Origin of the sequence: Streptomyces sp. McG3, assembly GCF_018619185.1 — a bacterium.
In the GTDB taxonomy this organism is placed as follows: Bacteria; Actinomycetota; Actinomycetes; order Streptomycetales; family Streptomycetaceae; genus Streptomyces.
In genome coordinates this window covers 1-15,757 of the sequence record NZ_JAAXYC010000177.1, presented here as the reverse complement: position 1 = coordinate 15,757, position 15,757 = coordinate 1, and the positions used below count along the sequence as shown (strand labels likewise).

Sequence of the window (15,757 nt, the reverse complement as noted above, 5' to 3'; positions counted from 1 at the left end):
GGGGCGGCCGGTCCGTCCTGCCCTCGGTGCTGGGGGGTGCCGTGGCCGTCGGCCTCGGACGCGGGGGTGGGGTTCACGGCGTTCTTCCTTGTGGGGATTCCGGGTTCAGGTGGTCGGCCCGGCGGTGGTCCGACGGTGCGGGGAGCGTGTCGCGGCTGCCAGCGCGTCGGCGAGACGGTCGACGACGGCACTCGCCTGCTCGTCGGTGAGGGTGAGGGGCGGCAGGAGGCGGACCACGGCGTTGTGGCGGCCGCCCAGTTCGACGATGAGGCCGCGCCGCAGACATTCCTGCTGGACGGCGAGGGCGAGGGCCGGGTCCGGCGGCGGGGCGGGGTGGTCGTCGCCCGCCTCGGCGGGCAGGGGCGCGCGCTCGGGATCCACCAGCTCCATGCCGATCATCAGTCCACGCCCCCGTACGTCACCGATTCCCGGGTGATGTGCCCGCAGCTCCCTCAGACGGGCGAGCATCCGGGCCCCCAGGACCGCAGCGCGGTCCGCCAGTTGGTTCTCCCTGACGTACGCGAGCGTGGCCGCGCCCGCCGCCATGGCGAGCTGGTTGCCACGAAACGTACCCGCGTGGGCGCCCGGCTGCCAAAGATCCAGTTCAGCGCGGTAGACGATCACGGCCAGCGGCAGGGAGCCGCCGATCGCCTTGGAGAGGACCATGACGTCGGGCACGACGCCGCTGTGCTCGACGGCCCAGAAGGCGCCGGTCCTGCCGACCCCGGTCTGCACCTCGTCGGCGATGAGGGGGATGGAGCGGTCCTCGGTGATGCCGCGCATGCGGCGCAGCCAGGAGTCGGGGGCGGGATTGACGCCGCCCTCGCCCTGGACCGGCTCCACGATCATTCCCGCCGGGGCCGGGACCCCGCCCTTGCGGTCGTCCAGCAGGTGTTCGGTCCAGCGGGCGGCGAGCGCGGCGCCGCGCTCGCCGCCGGTCCCGAACGGGCAGCGGTAGTCCTGTGGGAAGGGCAGCCGGGTCACCCTTACGTCGGTGGCGCCGCCGGATGCCTCCAGGGCCCCGGCGGTCATGCCGTGGTAGGCGCCGGTGAAGGTCAGCAGGCCGGTGCGCCCGGTCGCGGCGCGGACCAGTTTGAACGCGGCCTCGACGGCGTCCGTACCGGCGGGGCCGCAGAACTGGATGCGGGCGTTGTCGGCGAACTCCCGCGGCAGGGTGGAGAACAGCTCGGTGGTGAAGGCGTCCTTGACCGGGGTGGCGAGGTCCAGCACGTGCAGGGGCGCGCCGGAGTCGATGACCTTCCGGATGGCTTCGAGCACGACGGGGTGGTTGTGCCCGAGGGCCAGGGTGCCGGCGCCCGACAGACAGTCGAGGTAGCGGCGTCCGTCCGCGCCCTCGATGGTGAGCCCGCGGGCGCGAACCGGGACGATCGGCAGGGACCGCGCGTAGGTGCGGGCCGCCGATTCGCGCAGGGTCTGGCGGCGGAGGATGCCCTCGTGTGCGGAGGGCGGCGCCACCGGTGCGGGTTCGGTCACGGACACGGCTCTTGATCCTCCTGCGGTAACAGTTGCGTTGCACGTCGGTACGTTTTCGCGCGGACGGACCAAGGCCGTGAACGCTGTCCTGGTGCCCCCCGTACGTACCAACGACGCCGTCCGCGATGGATCACGGGTAAATCGGAACATCCTCGCGGCGACGGAACCGCGGACCTGCCGCGTACCGTCCCCATCGGCACCGGCATAGTGGGGGCCGCACAGCGGCGCGGAAGCATCTGCTCCGGCGCCCGAAGTGTCCGTAACGCAGTACGAGTACCGAGTGACGAAGTCCCAGGGGGATCACGAGATGCGACCCATTCGCCCGACCGATACCGCACGGCGCGGGAGGCGCGCACGGCGCATGCCCTCCTCCGCGCTCGCCGCGACCGCCGTCGCCGCCGTGCTGGCGCTCACCGCCACGGCGTGCGGTCCGGAGGAGGACAACGCGGGCGGTACGCCCAGCGCCTCGGCCGACCAGTCGTCCGACGGCAAGGTCGCCATCCCGGACGACCTCAAGAACCGTCTCAAGGAGCACGGGATCGACCCCGACAAGTGGCGGGACGGGGAGTGGAAGAACTGGGACAAGGACAAGTGGCTGCGTGAGGCCAAGGACTTCGTCAACCCGATCATCGACGGTCTGTGGGACCCGGACCGGATGCGGGAGGCCGACAAGCCCCCGGAGAACCCGGTCGACAACGACATCTCGGGCGACGACGGCGTGACGGACCCGACGCCGGCTCCGGTCCAGGCCGCCGGAGTCGCGACGCCGTACCACGACAACGCCCCCGAGTCCGGGAAGCTGCTCTTCGACGGCCCGCAGGGCTCGATGGTCTGTTCCGCGACCGTGGTGAAGGACCCGGCGAACCCCGGCAAGTCCAACATGGTGTGGACCGCCGGGCACTGTGTGCACGCGGGCAAGAAGGGCGGTTGGTACCGCAACATCGCCTTCGTCCCGGCGTACAACAACGACGGCCTGTCGCTGGCCGAGCTGGAGACAGCGCCCAAGGAGAAGATCGCTCCCTACGGGGTGTGGTGGGGCCAGTGGGCCCAGACCTCCGAGCAGTGGATCGCCGAGGGCGCGGCCGTCGGCGGCCAGGGCGCCCCGTACGACTTCGCGGTGCTGCATGTGACGCCGGAGAAGGGCGCGGGCGGCAAGTCGCTGGAGGAGACGGTCGGTTCGGCGCTGCCGGTCGAGTTCAACGCTCCCGCCGTACCGGAGATCGACGCCATGACGGCCACGGGTTACCCGGCCGCGCCACCGTTCGACGGTCAGAAGCTGCTCCAGTGCGAGGACAAGCCGGGCCGGCTCTCCGTCTTCCAGGACCAGCCCACGATGTACCGCGTCGGCTGCACGATGACCGGCGGTTCCTCCGGCGGCGGCTGGGTCGCGGCGGGGCAGGACGGCAAGCCCGCCCTGGTCTCGAACACCTCGATCGGCCCCGTCACCGCGGGCTGGCTGGCCGGGCCCCGGCTCGGCAAGGAGGCCGAGGGCATCTACCGCGCGGTGAGCGAGAAGTACGCGGGCCAGTAGGTCCCGCCCTTCGGCGACGAACCCTCCGCGCGGAATGGCGGAATCACGGATGTCGTCCGCGGCCCCCGGTACGGCAGCAGCCGGCCGGGGGCCGCGGTCGATGCACGGCGGACCCCGGCATCACGCATGACAAGCACATGACAGAATGCACGACCGCGCACGCGAACAACCGCACCACCGCTCCGCGTTCAACCGCACGACCGCGTAGGCGCACAACCGCACGACTCAGGTTTCCAGGGGGATCTCTTCCATGCGATCGATACGTCCGCTGCTGGCCGCGACCGGCCTCGTCGCGGCGCTCACACTGACGGCCACGGCCTGCGGACCGGACGAGGACGCCGCCGCGAAACCGTCGGCCACCGGTCCGGCGGCGGAGAAGGACCCCGCCGCCGGACTTCCCGGTGAACTGGGCGACGCCCTGGAGAAGCACGGGGTGGACCCGGAGAAGTGGAAGGACGGGGAGTGGAAGAACTGGGACAAGGACACGTGGCTCCGCAAGGCCGAGGACTTCGTCAACCCGGTCATCGACGGCCTGTGGAAGCCGGACCGGATGGCCGCGGCCGACGAGCCCGCCAAGACGATGGCGGCCGGTGACCTCACCGCCGGGCAGGACGTCAGCGATCCGGAGCCCGCACCGGTGCGTGCCAAACCGGAGAAGACGCCGTACCACCGGCACGCCGCCCCGGTCGGCAAGGTCTTCTTCGACTCCCCCGAGGGCTCCATGGTCTGCTCGGGCACGGTCGTGAAGGACCCGAAGAACCCCGGGAAGTCCAACCTCGTGTGGACCGCCGGACACTGCGTGCACGCGGGCGCGGGCGGCGGCTGGTACCGCAACATCGTCTTCGTTCCCTCGTACAACGACCAGGGCAAAGACGCGGCGCGGCTGCGGACCGCGCAGCCGCAGGAAGTCGCCCCGTACGGCACCTACTGGGCGGACTGGGCCGCGTCCTCCGGCGAGTGGATCTCCGGCGGCGGCCCGACGGGTGGCGCCGGTGCGCCGTACGACTACGCGGTCCTGCACGTGAAGCCCGAGAAGGGGACGAAGTCGCTGGAGGAGACGGTCGGCAACGCGCTGCCGGTCTCCTTCGACGCTCCGGAGATCCAGCAGATCAGCGGCATGGGCGCCTGGGGCTACCCGGCCGGTCCGCCGTACGACGGTCTGCTGATGCACCAGTGCGTCGACCGGCCCGGCCGGCTCTCGATCGCCCCGGGGACCCCGACCATGTACCGGATCGGCTGCACGATGACCGGCGGTTCCTCCGGTGGCGGCTGGTTCGTCGCCGGACCGGACGGGAAGTCGATGCTGGTGTCCAACACCTCGATCGGCCCGGTCACTTCGGGCTGGCTGGCGGGCCCCCGTCTCGATGACGACGCCCGGCGCACCTTCACGACGATGAGCGACAGGTTCGCCGGCCGGTAACCCCGGCCGGCGACCGCGCGCCGAAGGCCCGGCCCCCCGAACTCTCCGGAGAGTTCGGGGGGCCGGGCCTTCGAGCTGTCGGGCGGTCCCGGATACGTCAGTGCGCGGCGGGGACGAAGGTCCCGAGCTCCGCGGCCAGCTCCTCGTGGACCTGGGCCTTGAGCAGGGTGCCCTCGGCGGTGTGCTCCTCGGAGAGCACCTCGCCCTCGGCGTGCACCCGGGAGACCAGAGCCCCCTGGATGTACGGCACGAGCACCTCGATCTCGACGGACGGCCGGGGCAGCTCGGCGTCGATGAGCGCGAGCAGCTCGTCGATTCCGGCGCCGGTCCTGGCCGAGACCGTGATGGCGTGCTTCTCGTTGCGCAGCAGTCGCTGGAGGACCAGGGGGTCCGCCGCGTCCGCCTTGTTGATCACGACGATCTCGCGCACATTCACCGCGCCGACGTCCCGGATCACCTCGCGCACCGCGGCGAGCTGCTCCTCCGGCACCGGGTGGGATCCGTCCACCACGTGGAGGATGAGATCGGACTCGCCGACCTCCTCCATGGTGGAGCGGAACGCCTCGACCAGGTGGTGCGGCAGATGCCGGACGAACCCGACGGTGTCGGCCAGGGTGTAGATGCGGCCGCTCGGCGTCTCGGCCCGGCGGACGGTCGGGTCCAGGGTGGCGAACAGCGCGTTCTCCACCAGGACGCCGGCCCCGGTCAGGCGGTTGAGCAGCGAGGACTTGCCCGCGTTGGTGTATCCGGCGATGGCGACGGAAGGCACCTTGTTGCGCTTGCGCTCCTGGCGCTTGATCTCGCGGCCGGTCTTCATCTCCGCGATCTCCCGGCGCATCTTCGCCATCTTCTCGCGGATCCGTCGCCGGTCTGTCTCGATCTTGGTCTCACCGGGACCACGGGTGGCCATGCCGCCACCGCCGCTGGAACCGCCGCCGCCCATCTGACGGGAGAGCGACTGACCCCAGCCGCGCAGCCGCGGCAGCATGTACTGCATCTGGGCCAGCGAGACCTGCGCCTTGCCCTCACGGGACTTGGCGTGCTGGGCGAAGATGTCGAGGATCAGGGCGGTCCGGTCGACCACCTTCACCTTGACGACGTCTTCCAGGTGGATCAGCTGGCCGGGGCTCAGCTCACCGTCGCAGACGACGGTGTCGGCACCGGATTCGAGCACGATGTCCCGCAGCTCCAGCGCCTTGCCCGAGCCGATGTAGGTGGCCGGGTCCGGCTTGTCGCGTCGCTGGTACACCGCGTCCAGCACCTGGGCGCCCGCCGTCTCGGCGAGTGCGGCGAGCTCCGCGAGGGAGATCTCCGCGTCGCGCACCGTCCCCGAGGTCCAGACGCCCACCAGCACCACGCGCTCCAGGCGCAGCTGGCGGTACTCGACCTCGGTGACGTCTTCGAGCTCCGTGGAGAGACCGGCCACGCGTCGCAGCGCGGCACGCTCGGAGCGGTCCAGCTGATCGCCGTCCCGTGCTCCGTCGATCTCCTGGCTCCAGGCGACGTCCTCTTCCATCAGGGCGTCGGCCCGAAGGCTCTCGGTGAGGCTCTCGGTGGTGTTCTCCGTGGCGCTCTGCGCGTTCTGCGCGTCCTGGGGAAGGGAAGAAGAGGAGGTCATTGGATCCTTACGTCAATAGAAGTCTTTACGCCAGTCACAACGTGTGATCTTCCCGGATGATTCCCTGCCGGGATCTCCGGGACGGTCCGCCGCGCCGACGCGTCGATAGTGGCACGGCCCCACCGGGCCCGTCACGCGGGTTTCGCGCTGCTCCAGTCGGGGTGGCCCGGCATCGTCGGGGTCTTCTCGCCGTACAGCCAGCCGTCGAAGAAGGCGGACAGGTCACGGCCCGCGATACCGGACGCCAGCCGGGTGAAGTCCGCGGTGGTCGCCGTGGAGTCCCGGTGCACCCGGACCCAGGTGCGCTCCAGCCGGTCGAAGGCGGCCTCGCCGATCTCCTGGCGCAGGGCGTAGAGCACCAGCGCGCTCCCGTCGTACATGACCGGCCGGAACAGGCTGAGCTTCTGCCCCGGGGCCGGGCCGTCCGGGTGCGCCGGAGGGCCGCCGTCCGCGCGCCAGCCGTCGGAGAGCTTGTACGCCTCGCGCATCCGCCGCTCCAGGGTTCCGCCGCCGTTCTCCTCGGCGTACCGGGCCTCGTACCAGCTGGCGTGTCCTTCGTTGAGCCACAGGTCGGACCAGCTCGCGGGCGAGACGCTGTCGCCGAACCACTGGTGGGCCAGTTCGTGGATCATCACCGAGTCGACGTACCACTCCGGGTAGCCGGGCTCGGTGAAGAAGGACTTCCCGAACAGGGACAGCGTCTGGGTCTCCAGGGCGAAGCCGATGGGGCTGTCGGCGACGAGCACCCCGTACGTCTCGAAGGGATAGCGGCCGACCTGCTTCTCCATCCACTCCAGCTGGGCCGGGGTCTTCTTCAGCCAGGGTTCCAGCTTCTTCCGGTCGGCGGCCGGGACGACGTCGCGCACCGGCAGTCCGTGGGGGCCGGTGCGGTGCAGCACGGCGGAGCTGCCGATGGAGACCTGGGCCAGCTCGGTCGCCATGGGGTGCTCGGTGCGGTAGGTCCAGGTGGTCGTGGCCCCGCGCCGGATCTTCCCCGCGGGCAGGCCGGCCGCGACCGCCGTCAGCTTCTCGGGGGCGGTGATCCGGAAGGTGAAGTAGGCCTTGTCGGAGGGATGGTCGTTGCCGGGGAAGACGCGGTGGGCGGCGTCGGCCTGGTTGGCCATGGCGAGACCGTCGGCGGTGCGGACCCAGCCGCCGTCGTCCCCGGATCCGCTCGGGTCACTGGTGTGCCGGACTGTGATGTTCAGCGGTACGCCCGCAGGAAGCCGGCGGGGGGCCTGGACGACCAGGTCCTCGTTCTTGCTGCCGAAGTCGGCGGCAAGTCCGTTGACCTCGACCCCCTGGACGGCGCCCCGGGCGAAGTCGAGGTTGATCCGGTCCAGCGGGGCGGTGGTGCGGGCCCTGATCTTCGTGACCGCGTCCAGGGGCTCGGTGTTGCGGCCGTGGTACGTGAAGGCGATGTCGTACGCGAGGACGTCGTATCCGGGGTTGCCCAGCTCGGGGAAGAGCCGGTCGCCGATGCCCAGGGGCTCGGGGGCTGGCAGAGCGGCGGCGACGAGGGTGACCGAGGCGGTCGCCAGCAGGGCGGCGCGCAGGCGGCGGGTGAGGAGCGGCATGGACTACCGCTATCAGCGCGACGCCGCCCGGCCGGGGAGCCGCGCGCCGCACCACTCGAACGAGAACGGCCCACGCGTGGGAGGAGCGGTTCGGCCGGCCGGCGCCCGCCGCTTCGGGCCGCTTCCGGTGCGCGCCGCTCCCATGGGGGCGGCTCAGCCGGCCGGGGCCGGATGCTGGGCGCGGCTGACGTCGTAGACCCCGGCGACCTCGCGCATGGCCCGCATGAGGGCGGGAAGGCCCGCGGCGTCGGGGAGCTGGAGGGTGTAGGTGTGGCGGACGCGCTGCTCGCTGGGCGGTTCCACGGTGGCGGAGACGATCGCCGCCTCGGCTGTGGCGATGGCCTCGGTGAGGTCGGCGAGGAGCCGGGGGCGGCCGAAGGACTCGGCGACCAGGGTGACCCGGCAGCCCGCGTCGGATTCCCGGCCCTCCGCGTCGGCCCAGCGGGCCCCGACCGGGGCGCGGCCGATCTCCTGCATGGCGGCCACGGCGGGGCACTCGCGGCGATGCACGGTGACGGTGCCACCGCGGACGACGAAGCCGGTCAGCTCGTCGGGGGGCACCGGTGTACAGCAGCCGGCGAGGCGCACCGGCGCGTCCGGGCCGTCGACGAGAACCCCGGTGGCGCGGGGGCCGGACCGGGTGCGCGCCGGCGCGGGGGCCTGGGCGTCGCGCTCGGGGGCGGCGGGCTCGGCCGGGCCGGGTCCGACCGCGTCCACGGACGTCATGGTCGAGGGGGTGGGCTTCGCCTCGTCGGGGTGGTCGGTGAGCCAGCCGGTGATCGCGATCCGGGCGGTGGGGGTGCGCGCGTGGTCGAGCCAGTCGGGCGAGGGGCCGGAGGCGGTGTCCTGGGCGAGCAGCAGTTGCACGGTGTCGCCGTCGCTGAGAACGGTGCTCAGGGTGGCGAGGCGGCCGTTGACCCGGGCTCCGATGGAGGTGTGCGCCCGGTCGCCGTACTGCGCGTAGGCGGCGTCGACGCAGCTGGCCCCGGCGGGCAGCCCGAGGGTGCCTCCGTCGGTGCGGAACACGGTGATCTCGCGGTCCTGGGCGAGATCGTGGCGCAGGGTGGTCCAGAAGGTGTCGGGGTCGGTGGCGGACTCCTGCCAGTCCAGCAGCCGGGAGAGCCAGCCGGGCCGGGTCGGGTCGGCGCGCTCGTCGGACGGCTCGCTGGGCGAGGTGACGGCGTGGTCCTGGGCGTACGGGTTGCCCAGGGCGACGACGCCCGCCTCGGCGACCTTGTGCATCCGGTGCGTACGGATGAGGACTTCGGCGACGGCACCTCCGGGGCCGACGACGGCGGTGTGCAGCGACTGGTACAGGTTGAACTTGGGGGCGGCGATGAAGTCCTTGAACTCGGAGATCACCGGGGTGAAGCAGGTGTGCAGTTCACCGAGGACGGCGTAGCAGTCGGCGTCCTCGCCGACCAGGACGAGCAGCCGGCCGAAGTCGGTGCCGCGCAGTTCGCCGCGTTTCCGGCGGACCCGGTGCACGGAGACGAAGTGGCGCGGCCTGATGAGGACTTCGGCGCTGATGCCCGCGTCGCGCAGGGTGCCCCGTACGTTGTCGGCGATGGTGTCGAGGGGGTCGTCCGGGCCTGCCGCGGCGGCGATCAGGGCGCGGGTGTGCTCGTACTCCTCGGGGTGCAGGATCGCGAAGACCAGGTCCTCCAGCTCGGTCTTGAGCGCCTGCACGCCGAGCCGTTCGGCGAGCGGGATGAGGACGTCCCGGGTGACCTTGGCGATCCTGGCCTGTTTCTCGGGGCGCATCACGCCGAGGGTGCGCATGTTGTGCAGCCGGTCCGCGAGCTTGATCGACATGACCCGGACGTCGTTGCCGGTGGCGACGAGCATCTTGCGGAAGGTCTCCGGTTCGGCGGCGGCGCCGTAGTCGACCTTCTCCAGCTTCGTCACGCCGTCGACGAGATAACAGACCTCGTCGCCGAACTGCTCCTTCACCTGATCGAGCGTCACCTCGGTGTCCTCGACGGTGTCGTGGAGCAGGGAGGCGGTGAGGGTGGTGGTCTCGGCGCCCAGCTCCGCGAGGATCAGGGTGACCGCCAGCGGATGGGTGATGTACGGCTCGCCGCTCTTGCGCATCTGGCCGCGGTGCGAGGACTCCGCGAGGACGTACGCCCGGCGCAGGATGGTCAGGTCGGCGTCGGGGTGGTGGGCGCGGTGTGCCTCGGCGACATGGCCGATGGCGTCGGGCAGCCGGTCGCGGGAGACCGGGCCGCGCAGTGCCACCCGGCCCAGTCTGCGCAGATCGATCCGGGGGCGGCTCCGCCTGCGAAGGGGAGCGCCCGGATCGGCGGCCTCTGCACTCATGGGCACCTCCGGCGACGTCGACCGGCGCTGGGGAGAAGCGGATGCCCCTCGGGGCCGGTGCTTGATGCTATCGACCCCACCACGTGGCGCAGTCCAGCTCTCGCCCAGCGTGAAACGGATCACCCATTCGAGCGAAGCTCGGGCCGGTCATCGTTTCGAGCGAGCCACTCCTCAGGAGGTTTCGAGCCAGACCGGGTCGATGACGCCCTCGGCGACGATCACCGCGGGTCCGGTCATGTCGATCGCGCCGTCGGGGTGCTCGGTGATGACGAGGGTGCCGCCGGGGAGGTCCACCCGGTAGGTGGCGGGGAGGCCGGTCGTCGCGGGGTCGGCGCCGTCCCGGCGGGCGGTGGCGACGGCGACCGCGCAGGCGCCGGTGCCGCAGGAGCGGGTCTCGCCGGAGCCGCGCTCGTGGACGCGCATGCCGACGTGGCGCGGGCCCCGGTCGACGACGAACTCGACGTTGACGCCGTCGGGGTAGACGGCCCCGGGGCTGACGGACGGGGCGGTGAACAGGTCGCCGGCGTGGTCGAGGTCGTCGACGAAGGCGACCGCGTGCGGGTTGCCCATGTTGACGTTGCGGGCGGGCCAGCTGCGGTCGCCGACGCTGACCGTGACGCTCGCCCCGGGCAGCAGGGCGCGTCCCATGGAGACCGTGATCTCGCCGTTCTTCGCGAGGTGCACGCGCTTGGGGCCGCCCCGGGTGGCGACGGTGAGGTCGCCCTCCTCGACGAGGCCGGCGCGCTGGAGGTAGTGGGCGAAGACGCGCACGCCGTTGCCGCACATCTCGGCGATCGAGCCGTCCGCGTTGCGGTAGTCCATGAACCACTCGGCCGCGTCCGCCATGGAGCGCGCCTCGGGGTGCGCGGCGGACCGCACGACGTGCAACAGGCCGTCCCCGCCGATGCCGGCCCGGCGGTCGCAGAGCCGGGCGACGACGGCGGCGGGCAGCGTGAGGGCGTTGTCCGGGTCCGGGACGATCACGAAATCGTTCTCGGTGCCGTGACCCTTGAGGAAGGCGATCTGCGAGGTGCTCACAGGCCAACTGTACGAGGCGGCGCCGACACCCCGCACGAGCGGACCCGGCGGCCGGGTCCGCGACCGGCACAGGGCCCCCGGCGCCCGGGCCCGTGAGCCGCGCGGGCGGGCCCGGCGCAGCGCGCGTCCCGCCGTCAGCGCAGTCGGGCCACGCGCCAGACGGCGAGGGCGACCAGGGCGGCGCCGGTCGCCACGTACAGCGCGATCACCCGCCAGTCGGGGCGGACGCCGGAGCCGCGGGAGGGCAGGCCCGGCCAGGTGTGCCCGACTCGGCGGGCGGCCATCATGCCCCAGCCTGCCGCGCAGCAGCTGATCAGGAGCCCCAGCATGGCGACGATGGCGCCACCGTCACCGAACTCGAAGGCGAGGGGAAAGGCGAACATCAGTGAGCCGACCGCGGCCAGGACGACGATGGGGGCGAGCTGCCAGATCCGCAGCTTGCGGGTGGGCCGCAGCTCGACCTCGACCTCGGGGGTCACGTCCTGCTCGTCGGGTCCGTCAGGACTCAGCCGTCCCGCGGTCTCCCGCGGTGACGGCACGTCGTGCTCTGTGTCGCGCTGCTCCGTGTCGCGAGGGCCGGCCTCCATCGCCACGCGCCCTCCCAACTCGGACTCCACTGATGGATCGATGCTCGATGATGGCACGATCACGGGTGCCGAATTGACGGGCGGAGCTTCCCGATGCCATCACGTGATCAGGCTGTGACCGCTCGTTCGATCAACGTCAGCGCCCGGTGGGGGAGTTCCCCCCGGTCACGGTGTCCGCCGCCGAGCCACACGACGCGCGCGTCACGGCGGAACCAGGAGTCCTGACGGCGGGCGAAGCGCTTGGTGGCGCGTACCGTCTCGGCCCGCGCGTCGTCCTCGGTGCACTCCCCCGCGAGCACCGCGAGGATCTGCTGGTAGCCGAGGGCCCGCGAGGCGGTGAGGCCCTCGCGCAGCCCGGACGCCTCCAGGGCGCGCACCTCGTCCACGAGCCCCGCCTCCCACATCCGGTCGACGCGCAGGGCGATGCGCTCATCCAGTTCGGGGCGGTCCACGTCGACGCCGATCTGCACGGCGTCGTAGACCGGCTCGTCGCCGGGGAGGTTGGCGGTGAACGGCTTGCCGGTGATCTCGATGACTTCGAGGGCGCGGACGATGCGACGGCCGTTGCTCGCCAGGATGGACCGGGCGGCATCCGGGTCGGCGGCGGCGAGGCGTTCGTGCAGGACGCCCGAGCCGCGCTCGGCCAGCTCCGCTTCGAGGCGGGCGCGCACCTCGGGGTCCGTACCGGGGAACTCCAGGGCGTCGATGGCGCCCTTCACGTACAGCCCGGAGCCGCCGACGAGGATCGGCGTGCGCCCCTCGGCGAGCAGTCGGTCGATCTCCCGGCGGGCCAGTCGCTGGTACTCGGCGACGCTGGCGGTCTCGGTGACGTCCCAGATGTCCAGCAGCCGGTGCGGCACGCCGTCGCGCTCGGGGAGCGTCAGCTTCGCGGTGCCGATGTCCATGCCCCGGTAGAGCTGCATGGAATCGGCGTTGATCACCTCGCCGCCGAGCCGCTGGGCGAGAAAGACCCCCAGATCCGACTTTCCGGCTGCGGTGGGGCCTACGACGGTGATGACGCGGGGGGCGGAAACGGGAGGGGTCACCCGGACAGTCTCCCAAATATCCGTGCCCTCCCGACCACACCGGGTGTCCGTGAGGGCACGACCGTGCGCGGAGAGCGACGTCAAGGAAGCGCCGGGGAAGCGCCATGAGGCGTGTAAAAACGGCAAGAACGGACAAGTGACGGACAATGGGGGCGGGAGAACGCTCCCGCGAACAGTCCTCACTGCACGGAAGGTGACCCAATGGGGTTCCTGGACAACCTGAAGGCCAAGCTGGGGCCGGCCAAGGACAAGGTCGGCGACCTCGCGCAGCAGCACGGGGGCAAGATCGAGCAGGGCCTCGACAAGGCCGCGCGCACGGTCGACCAGAAGACCAAGGGCAAGTACAGCGACAAGATCGATTCGGGGACGCGCAAGGCCAAGGAAGCCGTGGACAAGCTGGGGAACAAGGACGGGGGTACCCCTGGTACGCCCGGCACCTCCGGCACGCCCGGCACCCCTGGTACGCCCGGCACCTCCGGCACGCCCGGTGCCCCCGGCACCCCCGGCAACACCCCTAAGCCGCCGCCGCCCGTTTCCTGACACGGTGCCCGCGGACCGGCGGCGGGTACGGGGCCGAGTGCTCCGTGCCCGCCGCCGGTCTGTTCAGGACCAGGCGGCGACGGTGTAGCCCACGCCGTACGGGGCGTCCTCGTACAGCAGCCGGCCGGCGAGTCCGGCGTCCCGCGCGGCGCCGCCGAGCAGCTGCCAGGGGGCACGTCCGGCCGCCTTGAGTTCACGGGCGAGCGCCGCGTCCAGCGCCGCGAGGGCGTCGAGGTCCGCGGAGCCGAGCGCTTCTGTGGCGCGGGCGTCGAAGGCGGCGGCCCGCTCGTCGAGATAGCCGGGGGCCTTGAGGGTGCGGCAGGCGCTGCCGTCGCCCATCACCAGGAGCGCGACCCGTTCCGCGCGCCGGGCGAGGGAGTGTCCGACCACCGCGCAGTCCGGGGCGGCCTCGCTCTCCGCCACGGCGAACCCCTCGACAAGAGCGCCCGCCCATCGGGCCCGGCCGAGCAGCCAGGCGCCCACGGTGAGGGACTGCGGCAGCGGCCGGTCCGGGGCTGCGGCGTCCCGCGGTGCGTCGCCGAGCGTCACGTCGAGGTCCACGCCGACGCCCCGGAAGGAGCCGCGCGCCGCTGCCGGGTGGGGCCCGGCGGACCGGTCGTCGCCCGGTCCCACGACGACGAGCAGGTCCGGGCGCGAGGCGGCCAGCACCCCCACGGCGTCGAGGCACGCGTCACGCGCCGCGTCGAGCTCGGGAGCGGCCCCGGCGGCGACCTCGGGCACCAGGAGCGGCGGACAGGGGCACACGGCGGCGGCGACAAGCATGCCGGTCAGCGTACTTGTCGTCAGCCGGAGGCCGGGGGCCGGTCGGCCGCGCGGGACCCGTGGGCCGGGGCCGATCCGCCGGACCCGTGGGCCGGGGCCGACGGCTGCTGCTGCTGCTGCCCGAGCCTGCGACCGACGGCTACTTCCCCCGAGCCTGCGGCCGGCTGCTGCCGCCGGTCCCGGCCGGCCGGGACCGCTGAGCGGCCCCGGGTCGTCAGCCGATGCCGCAGGCCGGGGCCGCGGTGGCCGGGAGCGGGTCCGGGGCGCCGATACCGGGGAGGCCGAGCATCACTCCGGCGGGCTTGGCGGCGGCCTCGGTGGTGCGCTTCTCCCAGGCGTCGCCCGCGCGGGTGGACCGTACGCCGAGCGGTGTGCCCTCGGCGAGCAGGTGGTGCGGGGCGGCGTAGGTGATCTCGACGGTCACGACGTCACCGGGGCGTACGGCCTTCTCGGGCTGCGTGAAGTGGACCAGCCGGTTGTCGGGGGCGCGGCCGGAGAGGCGCCGGGTGGCTCCGTCCTTGCGGCCCTCGCCCTCCGCGACCATCACGTCCAGGGTGCGGCCGACCTGCTTCTTGTTCTCGTCCCAGGAGATCTGCTCCTGGAGGGCGGACAGGCGCATGTACCGCTCCTGGACGACCGCCTTGGGGATCTGGCCGTCCATGTCGGCGGCGGGGGTCCCGGGGCGCTTGGAGTACTGGAAGGTGAACGCGTTGGCGAACCGCGCCTCGCGGACGGCGTGCATCGTCTGCTCGAAGTCCTCCTCCGTCTCGCCGGGGAAGCCCACGATGATGTCGGTGGAGATGGCGGCGTCCGGCATCGCGGCGCGCACCTTCTCGATGATTCCCAGGAAGCGCTCCTGGCGGTAGGAGCGGCGCATCGCCTTCAGAATGGTGTCCGATCCGGACTGCATCGGCATGTGCAGCTGCGGCATCACGTTGGGCGTCTCGGCCATGGCGGCGATGACGTCGTCGGTGAAGTCGCGGGGGTGCGGCGAGGTGAAGCGGACGCGCTCCAGGCCCTCTATGGCACCGCAGGCGCGCAGCAGCTTGGAGAAGGCCTCGCGATCGCCGATGTCGGAGCCGTACGCGTTCACGTTCTGGCCGAGGAGGGTGATCTCGGAGACGCCCTCGGCCACCAGGGCCTCGATCTCGGCCAGGATGTCGCCGGTGCGGCGGTCCTTCTCCTTGCCGCGCAGCGCCGGGACGATGCAGAAGGTGCAGGTGTTGTTGCAGCCGACGGAGATGGAGACCCACGCGGCGTAGGCGGACTCGCGGCGGGTGGGGAGCGTGGAGGGGAAGGCCTCCAGGGACTCGGCGATCTCGATCTGCGCCTCCTCCTGGATGCGGGCGCGCTCCAGGAGTACCGGCAGCTTGCCGATGTTGTGGGTGCCGAAGACGACGTCGACCCAGGGGGCCCGCTTGACAATGGTGTCGCGGTCCTTCTGCGCGAGACAGCCGCCGACGGCGATCTGCATCCCGGGGCGCTTGGTCTTCATGGGCGCGAGACGGCCGAGGTTTCCGTACAGCTTGTTGTCGGCGTTCTCCCGCACCGCGCAGGTGTTGAAGACGACGACGTCGGCGTCACCGTCGGAGCCTTCGGGGGCCCGGACGTAGCCGGCGCCCTCCAGGAGACCCGACAGCCGTTCGGAGTCGTGGACGTTCATCTGGCACCCGTAGGTGCGCACCTCGTACGTCTTCACGCCGCCCGCGTGCGTCTGCTCGCCGTCCACCACTTCGCCCGCCACGTTGTTCCCGCTCATCCGTCCAGAGTAAGGGCTGGGGCGGAGCGCTCCGTCCGGTGG

12 protein-coding genes are annotated in these 15,757 nt (G+C 72.2%); 3 read left to right on the top strand and 9 right to left on the bottom strand.

Going from position 1 to position 15,757, the window contains the following annotated elements; translation table 11 throughout:
- Positions 1-105: 105 nt before the first annotated feature.
- On the bottom strand, positions 106-1,500 hold the full coding sequence (locus HET64_RS24990) for a diaminobutyrate--2-oxoglutarate transaminase family protein (protein WP_215109182.1): 1,395 nt from the start codon (positions 1,498-1,500) through the stop codon (positions 106-108).
- Between the two features lie 355 nt (positions 1,501-1,855).
- Here HET64_RS24990 and HET64_RS24985 point away from each other — a divergent pair, with 355 nt between their 5' ends.
- Together HET64_RS24985 and HET64_RS24980 are read left to right on the top strand one after the other, a co-directional pair.
- Positions 1,856-3,025 carry a serine protease gene (locus HET64_RS24985; protein ID WP_215109180.1) on the top strand — a complete coding sequence of 390 codons (1,170 nt, stop codon included), beginning with the start codon at positions 1,856-1,858 and terminating at the stop codon, positions 3,023-3,025.
- A gap of 250 nt (positions 3,026-3,275) precedes the next feature.
- Positions 3,276-4,445: a serine protease gene (locus tag HET64_RS24980; protein ID WP_215109177.1), complete on the top strand. Its 1,170-nt coding sequence runs from the start codon at positions 3,276-3,278 to the stop codon at positions 4,443-4,445.
- Between the two features lie 97 nt (positions 4,446-4,542).
- On the opposite strand, the gene hflX is transcribed toward HET64_RS24980, so the two are convergent.
- The 6 genes from hflX to miaA all read right to left on the bottom strand — a co-directional run bounded on the left by hflX (position 4,543) and on the right by miaA (position 12,633).
- Entirely contained in the window at positions 4,543-6,063 is a 1,521-nt protein-coding gene (gene hflX, locus HET64_RS24975) for a GTPase HflX (RefSeq protein ID WP_215109174.1), read from the bottom strand.
- 131 nt (positions 6,064-6,194) lie between these two features.
- Complete coding sequence (locus tag HET64_RS24970; RefSeq protein ID WP_215109171.1) at positions 6,195-7,640, bottom strand: M1 family metallopeptidase; 1,446 nt, start codon at positions 7,638-7,640, stop codon at positions 6,195-6,197.
- Between the two features lie 153 nt (positions 7,641-7,793).
- Complete coding sequence (locus tag HET64_RS24965) at positions 7,794-9,962, bottom strand: bifunctional (p)ppGpp synthetase/guanosine-3',5'-bis(diphosphate) 3'-pyrophosphohydrolase (RefSeq protein ID WP_215109168.1); 2,169 nt, start codon at positions 9,960-9,962, stop codon at positions 7,794-7,796.
- A 171-nt stretch (positions 9,963-10,133) separates the two neighbouring features.
- Positions 10,134-11,000: a diaminopimelate epimerase gene (gene dapF / locus HET64_RS24960; RefSeq protein WP_215109166.1), complete on the bottom strand. Its 867-nt coding sequence runs from the start codon at positions 10,998-11,000 to the stop codon at positions 10,134-10,136.
- A gap of 134 nt (positions 11,001-11,134) precedes the next feature.
- Positions 11,135-11,587, bottom strand: a complete 453-nt coding sequence (locus HET64_RS24955) for a hypothetical protein (protein WP_215109186.1) — start codon at positions 11,585-11,587, stop codon at positions 11,135-11,137.
- A 107-nt stretch (positions 11,588-11,694) separates the two neighbouring features.
- Positions 11,695-12,633, bottom strand: a complete 939-nt coding sequence (miaA, locus tag HET64_RS24950; RefSeq protein WP_215109164.1) for a tRNA (adenosine(37)-N6)-dimethylallyltransferase MiaA — start codon at positions 12,631-12,633, stop codon at positions 11,695-11,697.
- Between the two features lie 201 nt (positions 12,634-12,834).
- Between miaA and HET64_RS24945 the strand changes: the two genes are divergently transcribed.
- The gene (locus HET64_RS24945; RefSeq protein WP_215109163.1) at positions 12,835-13,173 is read left to right on the top strand and encodes an antitoxin; all 339 of its coding nucleotides are present in this window, start codon (positions 12,835-12,837) and stop codon (positions 13,171-13,173) included.
- A 63-nt stretch (positions 13,174-13,236) separates the two neighbouring features.
- On the opposite strand, the gene HET64_RS24940 is transcribed toward HET64_RS24945, so the two are convergent.
- Entirely contained in the window at positions 13,237-13,956 is a 720-nt protein-coding gene (locus tag HET64_RS24940; RefSeq protein ID WP_215109160.1) for a class III extradiol dioxygenase subunit B-like domain-containing protein, read from the bottom strand.
- A 214-nt stretch (positions 13,957-14,170) separates the two neighbouring features.
- Positions 14,171-15,715, bottom strand: coding sequence for a tRNA (N6-isopentenyl adenosine(37)-C2)-methylthiotransferase MiaB (gene miaB / locus HET64_RS24935; protein WP_285801903.1), 1,545 nt, complete (start codon positions 15,713-15,715; stop codon positions 14,171-14,173).
- Between the last annotated feature and the right edge of the window lie 42 nt (positions 15,716-15,757).

Excerpts from the sequence above, each read along its gene's own strand:
- HET64_RS24940 (WP_215109160.1), bottom strand. The coding sequence starts at position 13,956 with ATGCTTGTCGCCGCCGCCGTGTGCCCCTGTCCGCCGCTCCTGGTGCCC.
- HET64_RS24985 (WP_215109180.1), top strand. The coding sequence starts at position 1,856 with ATGCCCTCCTCCGCGCTCGCCGCGACCGCCGTCGCCGCCGTGCTGGCG.
- HET64_RS24980 (WP_215109177.1), top strand. The coding sequence starts at position 3,276 with ATGCGATCGATACGTCCGCTGCTGGCCGCGACCGGCCTCGTCGCGGCG.
- hflX (WP_215109174.1), bottom strand. The coding sequence starts at position 6,063 with ATGACCTCCTCTTCTTCCCTTCCCCAGGACGCGCAGAACGCGCAGAGC.
- HET64_RS24970 (WP_215109171.1), bottom strand. The coding sequence starts at position 7,640 with ATGCCGCTCCTCACCCGCCGCCTGCGCGCCGCCCTGCTGGCGACCGCC.
- HET64_RS24965 (WP_215109168.1), bottom strand. The coding sequence starts at position 9,962 with ATGAGTGCAGAGGCCGCCGATCCGGGCGCTCCCCTTCGCAGGCGGAGC.
- miaB (WP_285801903.1), bottom strand. The coding sequence starts at position 15,715 with ATGAGCGGGAACAACGTGGCGGGCGAAGTGGTGGACGGCGAGCAGACG.
- HET64_RS24945 (WP_215109163.1), top strand. The coding sequence starts at position 12,835 with ATGGGGTTCCTGGACAACCTGAAGGCCAAGCTGGGGCCGGCCAAGGAC.
- HET64_RS24955 (WP_215109186.1), bottom strand. The coding sequence starts at position 11,587 with ATGGAGGCCGGCCCTCGCGACACGGAGCAGCGCGACACAGAGCACGAC.